The sequence below is a fragment of the Salmonella sp. SAL4457 genome (genome assembly GCF_046548235.1).
In the GTDB taxonomy this organism is placed as follows: Bacteria; Pseudomonadota; Gammaproteobacteria; order Enterobacterales; family Enterobacteriaceae; genus Salmonella; species Salmonella enterica.
The window spans coordinates 467841-484885 of sequence record NZ_JBGDZO010000004.1; the positions used below are offsets into that span (position 1 = coordinate 467841).

The following is a 17045-nucleotide window of genomic DNA, read 5'->3' on the forward strand; positions in this document are numbered from 1 at the left end:
TAGACCATGACCATTTCCATTCACGCCAGCGCATTTGACGTCAACAGCTGGTATCAAAAAATCACCTTAACTTTCATCAATGAGAGCGGTAATGCGGTCGATATGAACCATGCCGCAATATCATTCACGGCTTCCGGGCACATCGATCCATGGGGAAATAGCGGCGGTACGCTCAAAGGGAACCTGCCGCTTACGCTGAATGAGAGTTCGTATGGCACGCTGGAAACTAACAACATCATCATTAATAACAGCGATGCATTACTTCTTCAGCCGGGCGAACGCGGGACGCTCTCTTTCAGCCTCGCGGCGACGCAGGTGCCGGTAAAAATGTCCGCCATCACCTTGACGCTGGCGTCATCGTCATCCGAAGACGCAGAGTCTGAAACCCCATCCGATCAGGAGACGCCAGCGATACCCGCCGCAGACGAACAACCCGCCGAACCCGATGTGCCGGAAAAGGACAATGACCTTCAGGAACACGGCCTTACGCTTAACGTTAGCGAGTTGAATACCGCAAGTTGGTATCAACGCGTCACCTTTACGCTGACCAACCTCTACGCCCAGGCGGTAGATCTCAATCAGCTTCAACTGAATTTTACGGCCAGCGCGCACCCCGATCCCTACAGTCCGTTTCAGGGAACAATGTTGGGGAATCAGGCCGTGACGCTGGCCAGCGATGGGGGATGGCCCATCGAGAAGAATACTATCACCATTAATCATGACGGCGCGCTGATGCTGGCGGCGGGGGATACCGCCGAATTACAGTGCTATCTGGCCGCCACGCAGACGCCAGTTGCCATCAGCGATTTGAACGCGACGTTGGCCCATGATCCTGCCCGTCAGGGAAAAGTTTGCGTTCATTTTCCTGCCATGACGCAGACCGTGGCGCTCAAACCGGTGATTGAGCTGCTGTTTCCTGCCGGCGAAACCCGGCGCTTTGTCGGTGAGTGGGGCGAGGTTCTGACAATAGGCGATCTTAGCGCAGGAACGTATCGGCTTACCGTACCGGTACTGGCGAATGATGAGATGCAAATCGCGCCAGTCGAGTCCTCTTTTACCGTTACGCTGCAATCCGGCGATGCCGCCGCGCAGGTCCAGGTATCCTGTCTGCCAATTGTCCGTTATGCCAGCGCGCGTCTGATGATTGACGCCCCTGCGCTTGGTAATGCGAAATTGACCGTTGAGTTCGCCGATGTTACGCAAGCGGATGAGCGTACCGTCACGCTGATCGCCAACCAACCGCAGTTAATCACCCGGCTACTGGCGGGGCATCATTATACGGTCAATCTACAGCCTGCGATGATTAATAACCGCTTTATAGCGGCACCCATACAGCTTACGGGTTTTATCCCTGCTGCGGCGCAGGTTGCCGAGGTTGCTGTCGCTTACCAACAGTCAGCGCTCGACACGGCGAGTTTCGTGACGGTGGATGCCACTATACTGGGTCTGCCCGATGGCGTCGTGCCGCAGCGTTATCTGTTCAGCAGCGGTAAATATCAATACTCATTAATGCTGGAGAGCGGCAGCGATCGGCAGACGTTGGCATTACGCTTTGCGCCTGGGCTGTATGATGTTCAGACGGACGATATTTTCATCGACAGCGTGCCGTGGCGTTGTGAACAGGCCGGGCCGCTACGGTTGTTGCAAAAGGTCAACCATGTGGCGCTGGAGTTTCTGCCCGGCGTGACGCTACAGGTAAAAGGTTGGCCTGATTACCTTGCTCATGGCGGCGTGACGGTTAACGCGCCAGAGACGGTTTCTCTTTATCGCGATATACCGTTTAGCGCGTTGTTTAAATACGATGGTTTTGACGGCGGCGGCGATCCGGTTCCGGCCGCGGAGGTTGACGTGAACGGGGATGGTTTTCTGGATTACGCGACGTTACCGATCCATAAAACCGTTGCGCTGGTGCGCCAGATAGAAAAAGAAGCCGGGCGTAGCGTCATGCCGGTAATGGTCATTTATACCGCGAATGCCAGCGGCGGTAGCGCGCTGGCGGATTTACAGGATGCGCAAAAGCTACGTAACCATTTTGGTAACTTTATTACCCAGTGTCTGGCGGCGCAGTCATACAAAGATGAGACGCATCCTGTCCCGGCCACCTTTGTGCTTAACCCGGATTTTCTCGGGGCGCTACAGCAAGGACCGTATGGCTATACCGTAGTACGGCAAAAAAACAGTGTGCCGGTGAATGCCCAACTGGCGGCGGCGATACAAGCATTACCGGCGATGGCTGGCTTTATCGTGCCTTCGTTGCCGACGTTTAGCGACGATCTCTACGGCTATATTCAGGCGGTGAACTATCTTGTTCGTCAGTTTGCCCCGGATGTGGCTTTTGGCTGGCAGACGAATGTCTGGGCGACAGGAACGGCGGACTGGGTGCTGCGCGATACCGCTGATCCGGTAGCTGAAGGGCAGGCGATCGCCGGATTTATTCATGAACTGGGCGTTTATAGCGGAGAATATGCGCCGGACTTTATTGCGTTTGATAAATTTGAGCGTGACTGTTTCAGTCCTGATGCGCTTGCCCACTATGGCTGGAATGCGACATGCTGGCTTAATTACCTGGCGATGGTCAAACAGGTGACGAAAGCGCTGCTGACGCCCGCCATGCTGTGGCAAATCCCAGGCGGCCATATGCCTACAGTAGAAGAGGGCGTCAGTAAAATCAGCGCTGCGCACTTTGCATCCGGCGGAACCTTTTTTATGGGTGACGCCCGTATTGGCAGCGATCCTGACACGCTCTCTTTGCAGCTACTCAATACGGCCTTAAATAGCGCGACTTACGGCGTCCCGACCGTCGGCGACTTTTTACGTAAAGATAAAGGGTATGACTGGGGCCAGATGCAGGCGCTGAACCTACCGGACTTTAACGTCTTTTCGATCTTATGGGGCGGTGGTTCTACTATCAGTATTACGACAATCCATTCTAACGGTGAAGACGGCGGCTGGCTGGCGGATAAAATGGTAGAGTATTATGCTGCCCCTCGCTATTTCAGATAATATCACTGCTTATTTGCATTAATCTGGACTATTAGTTTGAGATTCGAAGGCGCGTTCTTTCGAATCTCTTTTCCTGCGCCCCCTGACCTCTCATTCTTTATGCGTAATTTGTTATTAATTTTCTGTAATCATTTTGTATTAAGAATTATCTTAATCTTAAAAATATTGCGTATTAGTGCGTTGTGAATACAGAAATACTGCATAGCGATGTTATTTATTATTAATTTAAGTACTTTTTGAGAGGTTATACTGTGACGCTACATTGAGTAGACAACCGTTAATGAAAAAAATGATGAACGACGCTTTTGCTAAAGATAATAATGAGAATTCATTACACTCTTTTCTTTTTTCTCAGCAGGCTAAACCTCACGCGGCAATTGATGCCTTATTTTCGGCCTTGTTGCCATTTGGTCAACCGTTTACGCTGGGTATCGGCGATGAGTTTTATTTACAGGCAAACGATGAACACTACATTGTATTACTGGAGTCAGGCGTTGTTTCTTTCTGTCATGATGACAAACGACTCCATATATCTTCATCGTTTGCGCCATCGGTCGTGGGTATGGTTGACAGCTATGGCGCTACCTATAACGTCCCCGCGCGACCGGAACACTTTTTGCTCGCAGAAACGGTTTGTACCGGTAGATTTGTTCGCCTGCCGGATTTTATAAAAATCGCCGATGAATGCGATTTGTGGCACGACGTGGCCCGTTGTCTGGCTTACCGTCTGATGGTGATGAGCGCGCGCGATCGTGAATTAGTCGGCGTCGATTCTTATCTGAAAGTTCGGGCGCTGCTGACTGAAATCTGGGCTTATCCACAGGCCTACCGGGAAAGCATTATCGTGTTGAATTTTATTCAACGGCGTACCGGGATATCGCGCAGTCGGACCATGAAGATTCTGTCTGAACTAAAAAAAGGCGGGTATATCCATATTGATAATGGGCGGCTGACGGCGCTCGGAAAACTGCCAGTGGCGTATTAATGCACTATCCGCAACGATATATTTACATATCTCGACTGAATTTGCCTGGTATCGTTAATAGAATGTTTTACTGAAGGTTGTTATGAAAGCTATTTTTAAAAAGTCAATATGGCTAAAGGAGATAGGCCGAACGACTGCTGTAAAGTTAATATAAAACAACATGTTATGCCTGGTCCTATAAAACAAAATGTCGATGATTGCAACTTGCCGTTGGCTTGCTAATAATTAATAACATCGTTATCTCATTATAACGTAAAGATAAACTCACGACGTTGAGTGGCTGTTTTATTGCTTCTGACATTTATATCAGAACAAGAAGACACTTTTTTCGCATAAGAAAAAGTCGTGATATTGCTGTGAAGAAATATCAGCAGCCGTTTCGTTAAAAAATCTGATTACCCTTATTTTTATATTTAAAAGGAGCTTGAATGAAAAAGCCTGTACTAGCATTAATGGTCTCTGCCATTGCCTTTGGCGGAATGTTGTCCACCGCGCAAGCGGATACTACAACCGTCACTGGCGGTACGGTAAATTTTGTCGGACAGGTCGTTGACGCTGCCTGTTCTGTTTCCGCTGACTCTGTCGATCAGACCGTGACATTAGGCCAGGTTCGCGCCAGTAAATTAACCGAGGCCGGTATGGTGGCGAATCAAAAAGAAGATTTCACCATCAAACTGGAAGACTGCGATACTCAGACCAGCCAGAATGCGGCGGTGATTTTTAATGGCCAACAGGACGCAAACCAGCCGGGGTCGCTGGCGAATACCGCTGGGGCAGGTTCGGCGACGAATGTGGCATTACAACTTTATGGACCAGATGGCCAGGCGCTGAATATCGGTGAATCGTCCAGTACTGTTACCTTGAACGATGGCGAAAACGTTATTCCGCTTAGCGTGGATTATATCGCTACCGGTACGGCGACTGCCGGTAATGTTACCGCGACGGCGACATTTAGCATGGTTTATTCCTGATTCCTTATCGGGATTTTTTTCTCGTCTGTTGGGAGGCGAGAAAGGGGCGTTACGCGCGTCACTGCGCGTAACAAACCGACGGCATCAGGATATTACGCAGATGAAAAAAAACGTACCGATTTTCCTTCGATTATTGCTACTGCTGTCGGCGGCCGGCCTGTCGTTTGCCGCGCAGGCGGGAGGCATTGCGCTGGGCGCGACCAGGGTGATTTATCCGCAGGGAAGTAAGCAAACCTCCTTGCCGATTATTAATTCTTCTGCCAGCAATGTTTTTTTAATTCAGTCATGGGTCGCCAATGCCGATGGTTCACGCTCGACGGATTTTATCATTACGCCGCCTCTCTTTGTGATCCAGCCTAAAAAAGAAAATATATTACGTATTATGTATGTCGGGCCGTCATTACCGACCGATCGCGAAAGCGTATTTTATTTAAACAGTAAAGCGATACCCTCTGTCGATAAAAATAAATTGACCGGCAACTCCCTGCAAATTGCGACGCAAAGCGTGATTAAGCTATTTATTCGCCCGAAAAATCTGGCGGAGGCGCCAGCTCATGCCCCGTCGACGCTTCGCTGCCGTAACGAGCGCGGCCAGCTAACGATTACTAACCCTTCGCCGTACTACGTTTCGATGGTTGAACTGTACAGCGCGGGGAAAAAACTGCCGAATACTATGGTACCGCCGAAAGGCGCGATCACTCTCCCGGCGACGCCCGGCCAGGTATCTTTGCGCACGGTAAACGATTTTGGCGCAACGACGCCAGCACGCGTTTGTCCAGCTTCATGATGTTATGCGTAATCAGCTTTTCATGACGCGATATTACTCCAGCGTAACTAAACCCGTATTAACCCCGCTGGCGTTGGCTATCGCACTGGCGCCTGCGCCGGGGTGGGCGGAAAACTATTTCAACCCGGCATTTCTGTCTGACGACCCGTCTGCGGTGGCCGACCTATCGACCTTTTCCCGTAATGCCCAGGCGGCGGGGATGTATCGCGTTGACGTTTACCTGAACAATACGTTTCTCGCGACCAGAGACATTGCCTTCCAGGCGGTGAAAACGACGGGAAAAAGCGCGCCCACCGATGACAGCGGATTACGCGCCTGCCTGACGCCTGAAATGCTTAAAAATATGGGGGTAAACACCGGGGCATTTCCACTGTTGGCGAAGGCGGCGGCGGGAAGTTGCCCGGATCTCGCCAGTGCGATACCGGCCGCCCGGACCCGCTTTGATTTTGCGCAGCAACGTCTCGACATTAGCATCCCGCAGGCGGCGATGGTTGCCAGCGCCAGAGGCTATATCCCACCGCAATACTGGGATGAAGGTATTAACGCGTTGCTATTGAATTACACCTTTACCGGCGCGAATAGTCAGGATCGGAGCCCAGGCGGCAGTGCGGAGAACAGCTATTTTCTTGGATTGAATAGCGGCCTTAATCTGGGGGCCTGGCGGTTACGCGACTACTCCACATGGAACGCGAATAGCGGCGATCAGAATAGCGACAGCGACTGGCAGCACATCAGTACTTATCTGGAACGTGATGTGGTCTTTTTGCAGGGAGAACTGACGGCAGGCGATAGTTATACCCCCTCCGCATTATTCGACAGCCTTCCTTTTCGCGGGCTACAACTGGCGTCTGACGACAATATGTTGCCAGACAGCATGAAGGGCTTCGCACCGACCATTCACGGCATTGCCAGAAGCAACGCGCAAGTGACCATTCGGCAAAACGGCTACATCATTAATCAGCGCTATGTGCCGCCCGGGGCATTTACTATTAATGATCTCTATCCTACCGCCGCCAGCGGCGATTTGACTGTGGAAGTCAAAGAGTCCGACGGTTCTATTAATCGTTATAACGTGCCCTATTCCGCCGTGCCGATTCTACAACGAGAAGGGCGGCTGAAGTATGCGGCGACGGTGGCGGAGTATCGCAGCGATAGTAGTCAAAAAGAGAAGGTGAAATTCAGTCAGGCGACCTTGATATGGGGGTTACCGCATGGTTTTACGCTGTATGGCGGAACACAACTTTCCAGTCATTATCACGCGCTGGCGATCGGCAGCGGCGCAAATCTGGGCGACTGGGGCGCGGTGTCGCTGGATGTCACCCAGGCTACCAGTACGCTGGCGGATAATAACACCTACCAGGGGCAATCGCTGCGTTTCCTGTATGCCAAATCGCTTGCACAGTCAGGAACCAATTTACAGCTTATGGGCTATCGCTATTCAACCTCGGGCTTTTACACGTTGGATGATACCACGTGGAAACGGATGAGCGGCTATGACGATGACAATCGGACTGACAGCGATAAAAGCAGGCCGGAATGGGCGGATTATTACAACCTTTATTACACCAGAAGGGGGAAAGTACAACTCGATATCAATCAACAGCTAGGCGGGTTGGGATCGCTTTTTATTACCGGCAGCCAGCAAAGTTACTGGCACACTGATGAAAAGGATTCTTTGTTGCAGGTGGGATACAGCGATACGCTGGCGGGGATTGCATGGAGCGTTTCTTACAACAATAACAAATCCGCAGGCGATGCGGAGCGCGATCAAATTTTCGCGCTGAATATCTCGGTGCCGCTAAGTCAATGGCTGCAACACGATGATGAGGTCACGCGCCATCACAATGTTTACGCTACCTTTAGCACCAGTACGGACAAACAGCATAACGTTACGCAGAATGCGGGCCTTAGCGGCACACTGCTGGACGAAAACAATCTTAGTTACAACATACAACAAGGTTATCAGAATCACGGTATTGGCGAAAGCGGCGCCGCCAGTCTGGAATACGATGGCGCGAAAGGCAACGCCAACATTGGCTATAACGTTAGCGATAACGGCGATTACCAGCAGGTGAATTATGGCCTGAGCGGCGGCCTGGTGGCGCACGCGCATGGAGTGACACTAAGCCAGCCGCTGGGCAATACCAATATTTTGATTGCCGTGCCGGGCGCAGCCAACGTCGGCGTTGTCGACCAGCCGGGTATTCATACGGACGCGCGTGGCTATGCGGTGGTGCCGTATGCGACAACATATCGCCAAAACCGTATGGCGCTGGACGTTAACGCCATGGCTGATGATGTCGATATTGATGACGCGGTGACTCGCGTTGTGCCGACCGAAGGCGCGCTGGTTCTGGCCCGCTTTAAAGCGCGGGTCGGCGCGCGTGCCCTGGTAACGCTGAATCATAACGGTAAGCCTGTACCCTTTGGCGCAACGGTGACGGTGAATGATCGCCATGCGGAGGCGATTGTTGACGAGGCCGGGGAAGTCTATCTTTCCGGGTTGTCAGCGCAAGGCGTTCTGCACGTTCGCTGGGGGAACCTGCCGGATCAACAGTGTGTCGCGTCCTATCATCTCTCTTCCTCCCGTCAGATTCTGAGTCGACAACATGCGGAGTGTCATTAAATGAAAATACCTCTTTTATTTGCTCTGCTGGCTGGAAGTGTCGTATCGCAGTACGCCTTCGCAGACGTGTGTAAAAACGTTAACGGCGTGCCTTCCAGTATTAATTACGATTTAACGACCACTCTGACGGCAGAACGAAACCAGGTGGGAAAGACGGTTCAACTGGAAAAAAGCCAGGAAGTTAATGTACAGGCGGTGTGTCCCGCCGGCGCGTCGACCTATAGCCAGACTTATCGCTCCTATGTGTCGCCATATCCGGTCGTAGAAACGAGCGGTAACTGGAAATATTTAAAGCTGGACCCGGACTACCTTGAAGGCGGAATGCGAATTGAGGATTCTTCGGCGGGCGATATCTATCCGCCAATGAACAATGTCCTGATGGGATATGATGAAAATGTGAAAGCGGGTCAACCGTTTTACGTTCGTGACTCAAATCTGGAGTTTCAGCTCAAAATTGTTAAACCGTTCGTCGGCACGGTAATATTAGTCCTAAGACTATGTTCAATGTTTATGTCATGACCGCCGCAGGCGATCCGCTGACAGATGTCGTGTACAGCATTCTTTATAGTGGAACGGTGACCGTTCCGCAAAGCTGCGAAATCAACGCCGGACAAACGATTCTGGTGAATTTCGGCGCATTATACAGCGGCAATTTCAACCATGCAGGCCAAAAGCCGGAGGGGGTACGAGCGAAAAAATTCAGCGTACCGGTAAAGTGCAGCGGTCTGGATTCGCAGGTCAATTTAACAATGCGTCTTATCGCTACGCCGGATAGCCACGTTCCCCAGGCTATCGCTTCGGATAATGCGGATGTCGGCGTAGTGGTCGAAACCGATGAAGGAAACGCGCTTATCCCCAATGATGTACAGAGCGTCGCGCCTTTTATCACCGATAGCGCCGGACGCGCTAACATCACATTGCAAGCCTACCCGGTGAGTACAACAGGTGAAACGCCAGCGGAAGGGGCGTTTACCGCCCTGGCCAGCCTGCGAGTGGACTTTGACTAAATGAACAGATCACACTGCGCTCTTTTTGTCATGGGACTAATCCTGTGTCCACAAATCAATGCCAGCGCTGACGACCTCGCTTATAACCTCGAATTTACCGGCACTATTGTGGCGCAAACCTGCGACATAGATATCTCCAGCCTCAGTCAAAGTATTGATTTAGGACAGTTTGCGGTTGGCGACTTTCCTTCGACAGGAACAACGACAAAATTTAAGCCCTTTAATATCAACCTCAAAAATTGTTCCCGAGGAATTGCCGGGGCGAAGATCTGGTTTACCGGCGAACCCGATCCGGACAATCCCGCGCTACTGGCGATAACCGACACCGGGATGGGAAGCGGAAACATGTTAGCAAGCGGGGTTGGGGTGGAAATTCTGAATGATGATCAGGATACCATCAGTATCAATAATGCCGACTCGGTGGTCTATCCGTTGAAAGCCGGACGCAACACGCTGTCTTTTTATATTCGCTATAAATCGACCCGGCCGACGGTCACGTCCGGGAACGCGACGGCGGTCATGTATTTCGATATGCAGTATGAATGAGGAGCCATCGTAATTATGCGTAACGATATCCTGTACGGCATCGGGATGCTGCTGGCGGCATCCGGCGTCCAGGCGCACGATGGCCGGGTCTATGTTTCCGGAACCATCACGGACAATACGTGCTCGCTCTCTCCTGGCTCGGAAAATATTAACGTGGCGATGGGCGCGGTTTCTCAACGGCAGTTTTATCGCGCAGGCGACGGTTCCGCATGGCAACCTTTTGCTATCGATTTACAAAACTGCGGCAGCACTGCCAGCGGCGTAACGGTCAGTTTTAGCGGTGCGGCGGACAGTCGTAATACGGATTTATTGGCGCTTACCGCAGGGGAAAGCGACGCTTCAGGCATTGGGATTGCGCTTTATGATCAAAATAAAACCTTAATCCCACTGGGGCAGGAGAGTGATGTGGTGACGCTCAGTCCGGGTCAGGCGTCGGCGCATCTGCAATTTTATGCGCGTTATCTTGCCGATGGCGGCACGGTAACGCCCGGGGACGCCAATGCCTCCGCAACCTTCATTCTTGCCTATGAATAAGCTCTTTTTACGCTGCGCGATATATTGGTGCTTGCTTCCCATATCATGGGCGCAGGCTGGCGTGGTAATTGGCGGTACTCGCTTTATCTATCATGCGGGCGCCCCGGCATTAAGCGTACCGGTAAGTAACCATTCAGAAGCGTCCTGGTTAATCGATACGCATATTTTACCTGGTGGCCGCTGGCCCGGAACCAAAAACGAAGGGAATATCACGCCCTTCGTAGTCACGCCGCCATTATTTATGCTTTCAGCGCGCCAGGAAAACTCAATGCGGGTGGTTTATACCGGCGCACCGCTACCCGCCGACAGGGAAAGTCTGTTTACCTTGAGTATCGCCGCTATTCCCTCCGGTAAACCGGAAGCGAACCGTGTACAAATGGCGTTTCGTTCGGCTTTAAAATTGCTCTATCGCCCTGAGGGACTCGCCGGCAATCCGCAGCAGGCCTACCGGCATCTGATCTGGTCGCTTACCCCCGATGGCGCGACGGTACGCAATCCGACACCCTATTACGTTACGCTCTTTTTATTACGCGCTAACGAGCGCGCCCAGGACAACGCCGGGGTCGTGGCTCCCTTTGCAACGCGTCGAACGGACTGGTGCCGGCACGCGGTTCGCTGCACTGTGCGCTGGCAAAGTATTAATGACTATGGGCGGGTAATGCCAGCGCAAACCGTGGATCTGACGCGTATTCATTAACCTATTTTTCAGGCGTCTCCCGATAGCGGGAGGCTTTCCGATCTTATCGAACGAGACTTTTATTATGTATTATCACGCGTTAAAACTTTCCCGACTGGCGATGTTGACGTTGGCAGGCGTTGCCGTATCCGCCTCGGCAATCGCCGCCGATTCTGCCCCGACGTCGCAAATTGGCCCGACGGCGGAAGCCTACATCGTCAGTCATCCGGATAAAGTGGGAGAGGTGGTGGCAACGTATTTGGCCGAACATCCGGAATTTTTGGTCGCCGCCAGCGAGACGTTGCATCAGCGTCAGCAGATTGCGCAACAACAGGCGTATGTTCAACTGGCATTACAGTATCGTGCTGAGTTGCTCAGTAGCAGCAGTCCTTCCGTTGGGCCCAGCGAGGCAAAAGCGGCGGTGGTAATGTTCTTTGATTACCAGTGCTCGTGGTGCAGCAAAATGGCGCCTGTGGTCGAAAACCTGATTAAGGCGAACCCGGATACCCGGTTTATTTTCAAAGAGTTTCCTATTTTTTCCTCCCGCTGGCCGGTATCCGGACTGGCGGCAAGAGTCGGCGAACAGGTATGGCTTACACAGGGCGGGGCGAAATATCTCGACTGGCATAATGCGCTTTATGCCACAGGGAAGGTGGAAGGCGCGTTAACGGAACACGATGTCTACACCCTGGCGCAACATTATCTAACGCCGACGCAGTTGGCCGCCGTAAAAGAAGCGCAAAGCAGCGGTGCAGTGCATGATGCGCTCCTCACTAACCAGGCACTGGCGCAGCATATGGACTTTAGCGGCACGCCTGCTTTTGTCGTCATGCCTCAGACGCAAAACGGTGATGTAAAACGGGTGACCGTGATCCCGGGAAGCACGACTCAGGATATGTTGCAAATGGCGATTCAGAAAGCGAAGGGGTGATATTCGCTCAGAGGAGAACGCACAGGAGTGAAAGTAAAATGAAGTCTATGCGTTGCGTCATACCGGTGATTTTACTTTCCTTTATCGTTCATGAAGGGACAGCGAAACCGACCGCTCAGATTCATTTTATGGGATCGGTTGTTGAGGCAGGCTGCTGGAATGACGTGGGAACCTTAGAAATTCAATGCCATAATAAAGAGGGAGTTGAACGTTATATTATTGTCGAGAATATTATCACGCCGATATCGTCTCCTCATGCAACGGTAAAACGAGATTATTTGGATGAAGATAAGCAATTAACAGTGCTACGCATTGTCTATGACTGAACCGCGTAGCAGACCGCAGGTGGTGTCCCGTCAGTGTCGTGTGAGGATATTATGAAAAATGTTCTCACCTTCCCGGGACACGGTCTACAGACTTTATCTTCAGATAAACGGCGCTAAAAAGAAAAGCACGATCAATAAAAAAAGAGTGGGAATACCAATGGATATAATTTTATTACATCGGTGAGTATGATGTTGAATAGCTTGTGGCGGTATGTCAGCAGCGTCAATGATAAATCTTTCATCGATTTTTATCCCCTGCCTGGGGAGCGTAACAAACAGTTCGAAAAGCCCGATTTGTTGTAAATCTCGTCGCAGCAGATAAAGAAGTTGCGTCAAATTAGCATCGCTAACAAATTGACTTCGCTCTCCCCAAACTGCGTGTGAAATCATCTCCCGCGTAATCAGTTTCTTGTAGGCATTTTCAAAAAGATAGCTTAAACAACGCGCACGCATTAGCGTCACCTTTAGCACTTTTTTATCATGTAATGATATTATTTCTCTTAACGACTCATTATAAATAAATTCGTTATTAATAGTATATTGTCTCATGAATTCACTCCGTTTTGATATTCATAAGGTACGTTTCACACTGTCAGTGTGTTCACTGGCGGTAAAGTACTCCTTACATCAGTACGGATAAGCGTAGAGAACCGCAAAGAAATAAGAGAATCATTTGTGATTAAATAGGATAATATTATGTTTTTTTACTTTTTTATAAAGTGTGCCAGATGTTTTTGATTTTTTTTATAAAATAGCATCATGTGTTTTTATTTCACACAGGCTGAAATGATATCAATAAAATTATAATTTAATAACAAACAGATAGAGGCAATGATTTACTTATTGAAATAAGTGTGGTGCAAGGTTAATCTGCGCCTTAAATGATGGTGCCAGATTATACCAGCCAGGATAACCTATATGCGGCCAATAAAAAATGCTAAAAAAATTGACTACAATCTGATCAAAGTGTTCGATACGGTTATTACTGAAGGAAATGCAACCAGGGCGGCGAGGAAACTGGATGTCACGCCTGCGGCGATCTCTCAGGCTCTTCTTCGTTTACAAAATCTTTATGGCGAAGAGTTATTTATCAGAACCCGCAAAGGATTAGTTCCGTCCAGCAAAGGTAAATCGCTTCACCAGGTATTTCGCCAGGCAATTGAATCTATAGAAAGCACACTGTGCGATAAAACAGATGCTCAGGAGAGTAATGAACTCATTGTTCTGGGAAGTGATATCACTGAAAATTACTATTTTCCAGCATTGCTGGATACTGTGTTGATGAATCGATATATTATTAAACACTATGCGATTAAAAAAACAGGGGAATACTCACCAGCCTCCATGCTGACGCATGGCTATGCGGATGTCATCATGGGAATTCTGGAAATTAAGAATGAGATGATCGAAAGTTATCTTATTGATAATTTATCTGATTTTGTTTGTGTTTGTGGTGAAAAAAGTCCATTGGTTGGGCTTGAAAAAATTTCTTTATATAATTTTTATGCTGCCAGACATGCTGTCTATCATTCAGATATGTTCTCTTCTTTCACCGCTGATAGCATTGATTTATTCAAGAGCAGTACGCCTTATGCGGGGCGCAGGGAAATAGGTTATTATAGTGATTCACTATTTGGCGTTATCGGTGTTGTTGAAAAAAGCGATATGGTTGCGATTTTGCCAGGAAAGATTGCTACTTATTTTAGAGATGTGCGGCGTTATAATATAAAAATACTACGTATGCCTGATGAAATGATTTTTCGTACGTTACCCGTTTATGCTTATCTGGCTACAAACAGCACCCATTATAAAAATGCCAAAAAACTGATATCAACATTTCAGTCGACCTTTCTTTTTAGCCAGGAAAAACAGCCTGACGCTTTGGTTGAAGGAAGCACATCCTTATGCGATTGATCAGTTTAATATCAAATTACTGTATTAAATAAATAACCATTATGACCATGGTCAGTAAAGCAAAAAATAATGCTATATATTTATCCCCTTCTTTTTTTAAAGAAGAGGGGAGGTTTTTGTTTTCATTGCTGATAATAATGTTAGCATCTACTTTAATACCCGTTCGAGGCACCGTGGAAAAAAACTGGCTCAAGCCAAAGCCTTTAAGGTCGCGCCGCAGTAGATATAAAATCTGGGTCAGGTTGGCGTCGCTGATAAATTGACTTCTTTCCCCCCAAAGTTCATTAGTGAGTTGTTTTTTATAAATAATCTCTTGTTGTGCATGATTCAGCATATATTCCAGACACTTTATGCGCATTGCGGCAATTTTTATCATCTTTCCCGTTTTTATGTTTTTTAGCTCATTGGTCTTATCATTGTAAGTGTGCGTGCTGTTAATTAAATAAATAGTCATGATGTTATTTAATGGGTTTAATTGGGGTAGCGATAATAATATGCATATTAAATTTGTGGATCAACTGGCGTGATTGTAATAGCGTCTTTTTTCCAGAGAAAATCGTATCGTGTCACAAAAATGATGGTTTTTTAGAAAAACTAAAATTTTATTTTTAGTCGTTCTAAAAATAAAATGATAGTAGTGTTAATTTTTATCAGTAGATTGATATGCTTTGATTGCTTTATTGTTGATATAAAATAATTTGAATTATGGCGCAAGGCCTATGCCAACCATAAAAAAGGTATAGGCTATTAGTCACAATGCATTAATGCTACATAATTGTTATGCTTTTATAGTAGCGCCAGGGAAATAAAATCTTCGGATGATAAAGAATAGTTTTAGTCTGGGTGTTATTTTATGGATGTTTTATTTTAAATTATTAAACCGATTTCTCTTGTTGACGTAGGGTTATTTGCTAAGCAACGGGCTGGCATGTTGTAGCTGCTCGTTGTCTATATCCCAATTAATCAGGAGAAACGTATGAATAAGAAAAGTTCGTCAATGGTTAACATGCCCGCACCGCGTGAGCCGATTAACCAGAAAATCGATACCAATAACGCACTGGTGTTAAACCATAACGCCATATATGAACAACGATTAGCGGAGATTACGCAATCTAATACCTGTGACAAGGCTATTGTCACCGTAAATCCCTACGGGACTGCCCCGTTGAGTCTCTATCTGGGGATTTGGATGGATGAAGCTGCCGCGCTTGAGATCAATGTTGTTGATAGCGAAGCGACGACAGAGGAAGTGCGTTATCAATATGATGTACATCCGGGCGCTAACCTTATTCCTGTGTGTGGGATGGTATCTGCGGTGAATAATCAGATTACCCTACGCCTTGCCTCGCAAATTGTCGGGCAATATACAGTAATGACAGACGCATTACCGCCCACGGATTCGGCTAACGTGAGCCTCGGCTTCCCTATTATTAGCGTCTCCTGTCCTGCGCAGCAGGCCTCGCTGATGGAGGAAGGACTTTATTTCTCCACTTATTTTGATCGGTATAATCTGGCTTTTGATCATAACGGGATTGTCCGGTGGTATGTAAGTCAGGAAATCCCTTCTTATAATTTTGTCAGAATGGATAACGGCCATTTCCTGGCGACGTCACAGGGAATAAACCATTGTCTGAATATGTATGAATTTGACATTATGGGACGGGTTTATACGGTTTATCTTCTCGACAATGAGTTCCATCACTCCATTCTTCCCATTGAGAACAATCTGGCGATTGCGCCTTCAGAATATAGCAATGGACGGCCAGACGGTTACTCAACCGGGAAAGATGGCGTTTCTATTATTAACTTATCTACCGGACTTGAAGTCGCCTATTACGATATGCTGTATGTGATGGATTATTCCAGATCGCCGCGTCCTTCCGGAAGCGCGCCAGGTCAGGACGTATCAATGGATGACTGGCTGCATATCAACCAAAGCTATATTAATGAACCCAACAATTTGCTGATCTGTTCCGGTCGACATCAGAGCGCGATTTTTGGCGTAAATGTGGATTCCGGCGAACTGCGCTTTATTATGGCGAACCATGAGGATTGGTCTGACGAATTCAAGCAATACTTATTAACCCCTGTCGATGATGATGGTGTCCCGCTGTACGATCTTACCTCGCCGGGAGGGATTGATGCGGCAGATAAGAATTTCTGGACCTGGGGGCAGCATAACATTGTTGAAATTCCAAACGATGAGCCTGGTATCCTGGAGTTTATGGTCTTTGATAATGGTAACTATCGTTCACGCGAAGATGCGAAAAGTCTGTTGCCGCTCGATAACTTCAGCCGGGTGGTGCAGTTTAAAATAAACCTAAATACGATGACCGTAACGCGTCCGTATGAGTATGGTAAAACGGAAGTCGGGAACCGGGGCTATAGCAGTTTTGTGAGCGCTAAGCATTTATTGACTAATGGTCACCTGGTTATTCACTTCGGCGCGACGACGGTTGATGAGTTTGAACATACCATTACCGCGCAACCAGGTTCCAGCGATCTTGTCGATCCGGATGAAGGGCAACAGGCGTTAGGTCGACTGGTATTACAAGAAATCAATAAAGAGACGAAAGAGGTCTTATTCGAAGCGATGGTGACGTCGGGCTATTTCAAGAACGAAGAGACGAATGGCACGAATTATCGTTATGATATTTCTGCATTTCGGGTATACAAAATGCCGCTGTTTGCATAACTAAGTATGTTATGCGGCCGGTTATCGACCGCATAACATTATGG

Annotated in this window: 14 protein-coding genes and 1 pseudogene; 13 read left to right on the top strand and 2 right to left on the bottom strand. The window is 48.5% G+C overall.

Translation table 11 applies throughout. The features are described from left to right. The first annotated feature begins 6 nt into the window (after positions 1-6). From ACLJNW_RS15995 to ACLJNW_RS16045, 11 genes and pseudogenes are all read left to right on the top strand, one after another. Entirely contained in the window at positions 7-3003 is a 2997-nt protein-coding gene (locus ACLJNW_RS15995; protein WP_024154847.1) for a hypothetical protein, read from the top strand. 280 nt (positions 3004-3283) lie between these two features. Then, positions 3284-3988 (top strand): winged helix-turn-helix transcriptional regulator, encoded by a 705-nt coding sequence (locus ACLJNW_RS16000; protein ID WP_000738617.1) that lies wholly within the window; start codon positions 3284-3286, stop codon positions 3986-3988. 428 nt (positions 3989-4416) lie between these two features. Beyond that, complete coding sequence (locus ACLJNW_RS16005; protein WP_000743357.1) at positions 4417-4959, top strand: fimbrial protein BcfA; 543 nt, start codon at positions 4417-4419, stop codon at positions 4957-4959. 100 nt (positions 4960-5059) lie between these two features. Continuing rightward, positions 5060-5746: a fimbrial biogenesis chaperone BcfB gene (bcfB, locus tag ACLJNW_RS16010; protein WP_000742551.1), complete on the top strand. Its 687-nt coding sequence runs from the start codon at positions 5060-5062 to the stop codon at positions 5744-5746. A 4-nt stretch (positions 5747-5750) separates the two neighbouring features. Next, entirely contained in the window at positions 5751-8372 is a 2622-nt protein-coding gene (bcfC, locus tag ACLJNW_RS16015; RefSeq protein ID WP_023203790.1) for a fimbrial usher BcfC, read from the top strand. Then, positions 8373-9379, top strand: a pseudogene (locus ACLJNW_RS16020) (fimbrial protein BcfD). Beyond that, positions 9380-9925 (top strand): fimbrial protein BcfE, encoded by a 546-nt coding sequence (locus tag ACLJNW_RS16025; protein WP_023203788.1) that lies wholly within the window; start codon positions 9380-9382, stop codon positions 9923-9925. Positions 9926-9940: 15 nt separating this feature from the next. Then, positions 9941-10459, top strand: a complete 519-nt coding sequence (locus tag ACLJNW_RS16030; protein WP_001243234.1) for a fimbrial protein BcfF — start codon at positions 9941-9943, stop codon at positions 10457-10459. After that, positions 10425-11156, top strand: coding sequence for a fimbrial chaperone BcfG (gene bcfG, locus ACLJNW_RS16035; protein WP_077910390.1), 732 nt, complete (start codon positions 10425-10427; stop codon positions 11154-11156). Before ACLJNW_RS16030 ends, bcfG begins: the two co-directional genes overlap by 35 nt. A 64-nt stretch (positions 11157-11220) precedes the next feature. After that, on the top strand, positions 11221-12066 hold the full coding sequence (locus ACLJNW_RS16040) for a DsbA family protein (protein ID WP_000291399.1): 846 nt from the start codon (positions 11221-11223) through the stop codon (positions 12064-12066). Positions 12067-12104: 38 nt separating this feature from the next. After that, entirely contained in the window at positions 12105-12392 is a 288-nt protein-coding gene (locus ACLJNW_RS16045; protein WP_000839833.1) for a hypothetical protein, read from the top strand. Positions 12393-12491: 99 nt separating this feature from the next. On the opposite strand, the gene ACLJNW_RS16050 is transcribed toward ACLJNW_RS16045, so the two are convergent. After that, a complete protein-coding gene (locus ACLJNW_RS16050; protein WP_001250361.1) occupies positions 12492-12941 on the bottom strand; it encodes a transcriptional regulator in 450 nt (149 codons plus the stop codon). 369 nt (positions 12942-13310) lie between these two features. On the opposite strand from ACLJNW_RS16050, the gene ACLJNW_RS16055 reads away from it, so the two are divergent. Further along, a complete protein-coding gene (locus ACLJNW_RS16055) occupies positions 13311-14306 on the top strand; it encodes a LysR family transcriptional regulator (RefSeq protein ID WP_023203785.1) in 996 nt (331 codons plus the stop codon). Between the two features lie 16 nt (positions 14307-14322). Here the strand turns inward: ACLJNW_RS16055 and ACLJNW_RS16060 are convergent, their stop codons facing one another. Then, positions 14323-14760 carry a transcriptional regulator gene (locus ACLJNW_RS16060; RefSeq protein WP_000158344.1) on the bottom strand — a complete coding sequence of 146 codons (438 nt, stop codon included), beginning with the start codon at positions 14758-14760 and terminating at the stop codon, positions 14323-14325. Positions 14761-15282: 522 nt separating this feature from the next. Here ACLJNW_RS16060 and ACLJNW_RS16065 point away from each other — a divergent pair. Continuing rightward, complete coding sequence (locus ACLJNW_RS16065) at positions 15283-17001, top strand: aryl-sulfate sulfotransferase (RefSeq protein ID WP_023203783.1); 1719 nt, start codon at positions 15283-15285, stop codon at positions 16999-17001. The last annotated feature ends 44 nt before the right edge of the window (positions 17002-17045 follow it).